The 525-nt window shown below is 56.4% G+C and carries 1 protein-coding gene and 1 pseudogene; both read right to left on the reverse strand.

Annotated features, from left to right (window positions below; all coding sequences use genetic code 11):
• Window positions 1–129, reverse strand: a pseudogene (locus tag AF337_RS41790) (carnitinyl-CoA dehydratase); the annotation flags it as partial.
• A 6-nt stretch (window positions 130–135) separates the two neighbouring features.
• Window positions 136–525: acetate--CoA ligase family protein (locus tag AF337_RS05755; RefSeq protein ID WP_193393576.1), on the reverse strand; the 390-nt coding region annotated here is incomplete at its 5' end.

The raw sequence follows: 525 nt of genomic DNA on the forward strand, positions 1-525 counted from the left end.
GTCGCGGAAATCTCGGAAGATCAACCCCAGGGCACGGCTGGTCGCAAGGTCGATGGCATTCGCCTTCGGCCGGTCGATGACGACTTCGAGTACTCCACCGTCCTGTCGTGTGCGAATGTGGTCGCTCAACCTATGCTACCTCCTCCGCCGTATCAGAGCATCGACTACGGCAACGCCACGCCCTTCGGGAAGAACCATCAATGGATTAATGTCCAGTTCCTCCAGGGATGCCGCGTTCTTTACGACATAATCTGCCGTTGCTGAGACAGCGCCGACAGCGGCTTCGAGGTCGCCTTTTGGTCGTCCGCGATAGCCATAAATCAATTTTGCAAGTTTGAGACGCGAAATCGCCGCGTGAATGTCGGTTTTCGTCGCCGGAAGCGGCAGGATGATGGAATCTTCAAGCAATTCAACGAAGATACCTCCCGCTCCAAGCGTGAGCGACAATCCGAAGACAGGGTCGCGGATGGCGCCGACAATGAGCTCGGCGACCGGTGGATCGATCATGTTCTCAACGAGATAACC

The organism is Rhizobium ecuadorense (assembly GCF_001187535.1).
GTDB lineage: Bacteria > Pseudomonadota > Alphaproteobacteria > Rhizobiales > Rhizobiaceae > Rhizobium > Rhizobium ecuadorense.